3 protein-coding genes are annotated in these 3,325 nt (G+C 69.3%); 1 reads left to right on the forward strand and 2 read right to left on the reverse strand.

The window, feature by feature from the left end; genetic code table 11:
• Positions 1-202 precede the first annotated feature (202 nt).
• Positions 203-1,285: a dephospho-CoA kinase gene (gene coaE, locus G6019_RS07750; RefSeq protein WP_107756329.1), complete on the reverse strand. Its 1,083-nt coding sequence runs from the start codon at positions 1,283-1,285 to the stop codon at positions 203-205.
• Between the two features lie 169 nt (positions 1,286-1,454).
• On the reverse strand, positions 1,455-2,933 hold the full coding sequence (gene rpsA / locus G6019_RS07755) for a 30S ribosomal protein S1 (protein WP_107756328.1): 1,479 nt from the start codon (positions 2,931-2,933) through the stop codon (positions 1,455-1,457).
• 91 nt (positions 2,934-3,024) lie between these two features.
• Here rpsA and G6019_RS07760 point away from each other — a divergent pair.
• Positions 3,025-3,325 (forward strand): class I SAM-dependent methyltransferase (locus G6019_RS07760; protein WP_309230186.1); only part of this gene is annotated, 301 nt, incomplete at its 3' end.

Raw genomic sequence — 3,325 nt, forward strand, 5'->3', positions numbered from 1 at the left:
CTCGTCACGACCTGGAACGCCTACAACGTGTTCCTCGTTCGCACCAGGTTGTCGGACGTCCTGCCCAGCAGACTCCGCAGCGCGGCGGCTCCCGCCGGGCCCGCCGCGTCGGAGGTCGTCAGGCACGTGCCGGTCTCCGAACTCGTCGACGGCGCCGTCCCCACGGAGTGACGGCGGCGCCGACACCGGGCCCCGCGACCGCTCAGCGCTCCGACGCCTGGCAGCGGGTCCGTTCCCATTCCCGTGTCTCCTCGCGGTCGGCCCGACGGAGGATCTCCGAGTATTCCGCCCGCGCGCTCGGATCCGAGCCGATGGCCTCGGCCATCAGGAGCGCGAACTCGTGCTCCGGATCGTCCTCCGCGAGGATCGACACCTCGAGGGGCCGAGCGGGGTCACACCAGTGCAGGAGCGGGCGCTCGGTGGTGCGGTCGCGCACGTATCCCGCGTCGGTCAACAGTGCCAGCGCACGCTCCACCGCCGCCTCGTCCCGCACCGTCACCTGCAGGTCCACGATGTCCGGTGCGTCCAAGCCCTCGACAGCGGTGGGGCCGACGTGGTCGATGCGGGTGGCGACGTCCCCCAGGACGTGGCGGAGCCTCGCCATCGCCCTCGCCGCCTCGGCCGCCCACTCCGGCCGGAACGGCACCACGGTGCGGTCGCCCACCACGGGCGTGCCCGTCCGCAGGTTGTGCTCGAACGGCTGAAGTCGTAGCTCGACGAGCATCCGGACGATGTCGCGAACCGGTTCGCGGTCGCCCGAGTTGTCGATCAGGACGTCGGCTTCGGCCCGGCGGGCCTCGTCGGTCGCCTGGCGAGACATCCGCGCCCGGGCGTCGTCCTCCGGCATGCCGCGCTGGTCCACCAGCCGTCGGAGCCGGATCTCGGCGGGGGTGTCCACCACGATCACCAGGTGATAGGCGGGAGTCAGTCCGCCCTCCACCAGCAGGGGCATGTCGTGGACGACGATCGCGTCCTGCGGCGCCGATTCGATGAGCTCGGCCGTGCGCTCCCCGATCAGCGGATGGGTGATCGCGTTGAGCGCGGCGGTGCGCTCCTCGTCGACGAAGGCCCGGGCGGCGAGGGCGGCCCGATCAAGAGAACCGTCGGGCCCCACGATGTCGTCACCGAACTCGGCGACGAGCATCGCCAGCCCCGGGGTCCCCGGTTCGACGACCTCCCTCGCGATCCGATCCGCGTCGACGATCACCGCGCCGGCCTCCGCGAGAATCGCTGTCACCGTCGACTTGCCCGCCCCTATTCCACCGGTCAGACCCACCATCAGCATGAGACGAAGTCTAGGTGACCGCAGGTCTCGCCTGCGGACGCGACCTCCTTCACGGCACCGCGTCCGACCGGCGGAGACAGGCCACGGCCCCGGTCGGTGCCCCACCGAGGTGGGACGACCGTCCGGGGCCGTGGACGTCAGGCGCCCGTGGCGCCGTCAGGCAGAGAGGTCACTCACCGCCGGCGAGCTTGGCACGCAGAGCGGCGAGCTGCTCGTCGGACGCCAGCGAACCACCGGTCGACTCGGCCTGAGTGGCCTCCGCGGCAGCGGGACGGCTGGACGACGGCGCGGACTCCGACGAGTAGTTGGTCGGGGCGGCCTCCGCGGCCTCCGCGGCAGCGGCACGACCCTTCTCGATCTGAGCCGTGTGCATCTTGTGACGCCGCTCGGCCTCCGCGTAGCGGTTCTCCCACTCCTCACGCTGCTTCTCGAAGCCCTCGAGCCACTCGTTGGTGTCGGGATCGAAGCCCTCGGGGAAGATGTAGTTTCCGGCCTCGTCGTAGCTGTCGGCCATGCCGTACTTCGACGGGTCGAACTCCTCCGTGTAGTCCTCGTCCGCCTGCTTGAGCGAGAGCGAGATACGGCGACGATCGAGGTCGATGTCGATGACCTTGACCATGGCGTCGTCGTTGACGGACACGACCTGGTCGGGCACCTCGACGTGGCGCTCGGCCAGCTCGGAGATGTGGACGAGGCCCTCGATGCCCTCGTCGACGCGCACGAAGGCACCGAAGGGGACGAGCTTGGTGACCTTGCCCGGAACGATCTGACCGATCGCGTGGGTCCGGGCGAAGTGCCGCCACGGATCCTCCTGCGTGGCCTTGAGCGACAGGGAGACGCGCTCGCGGTCCAGGTCGACGTCGAGGACCTCGACGGTGACCTCCTGGCCCACCTCGACGACCTCGGACGGGTGGTCGATGTGCTTCCAGGACAGCTCGGAGACGTGAACGAGCCCGTCGACGCCGCCGAGGTCCACGAACGCACCGAAGTTGACGATCGAGGACACGACGCCCTTGCGGACCTGGCCCTTCTGCAGCTGATGCAGGAACTCCGAGCGGACCGCGGACTGGGTCTGCTCGAGCCACGCGCGACGCGAGAGCACGACGTTGTTGCGGTTCTTGTCCAGCTCGATGATCTTGGCCTCGAGCTCCTGGCCCACGTAGGGAAGGAGGTCGCGGACGCGGCGCATCTCCACCAGCGAGGCGGGGAGGAAGCCACGGAGGCCGATGTCGAGGATGAGGCCGCCCTTGACGACCTCGATGACGGTGCCCTTGACGGCCTCGTCCTTCTCCTTGAGCTCCTCGATCGTGCCCCAGGCGCGCTCGTACTGTGCGCGCTTCTTGGACAGGATCAGCCGGCCGTCCTTGTCCTCCTTGGTCAGAACCAAGGCCTCGACCTCGTCGCCCACCTCGACGACCTCACCGGGGTCGACATCGTGCTTGATGGAGAGTTCGCGCGAGGGGATGACACCCTCGGTCTTGTAGCCGATGTCGAGCAGGACCTCGTCACGGTCGACCTTGACGATCGTGCCCTCGACGATGTCGCCATCGTTGAAGTACTTGATCGTGGCGTCGATGGCGGCGAGGAAGTCCTCCGCGGAGCCGATGTCGTTGACGGCTACCTGCGGGGAGGTGGTGTTGGTGGTCATATGGTGGGGTGCTCCGGAGTGGATAGGTATCGTAGGTGGGCAGGTGTTCGCGAGCGTGTACGCACGCGACCGTCAACTGTACTCTGCCAGCGTGACGTCCACAAACCCCCCCGACCACGGTGAGTCCGTCCGCGCCTCCCGCGCGTGGTGGGACGCCGAGGCGGTCGACTACCACCACGAACACGGTGAATTCCTCGGTGCCCACTCCCCCGACGGCGAGTTCGTGTGGTGCCCGGAGGGCCTGCACGAGGGCGACTGGGCGCTCCTCGGCGACGTCGCCGGCCGCGACGTCCTGGAGATCGGATGCGGATCGGCGCCCTGCTCCCGCTGGATCGCCGGTCGCGGGGCCCGGGCCGTCGCCGTGGACCTCTCCGCCGGGATGCTCCGGGTGG

It is taken from the genome of Dietzia sp. DQ12-76 (assembly GCF_014145045.1).
GTDB lineage: Bacteria > Actinomycetota > Actinomycetes > Mycobacteriales > Mycobacteriaceae > Dietzia.

Coding starts and splice junctions, on each gene's coding strand:
- coaE (WP_107756329.1), bottom strand. CDS start 1,285: ATGCTGATGGTGGGTCTGACCGGTGGAATAGGGGCGGGCAAGTCGACG.
- rpsA (WP_107756328.1), bottom strand. CDS start 2,933: ATGACCACCAACACCACCTCCCCGCAGGTAGCCGTCAACGACATCGGC.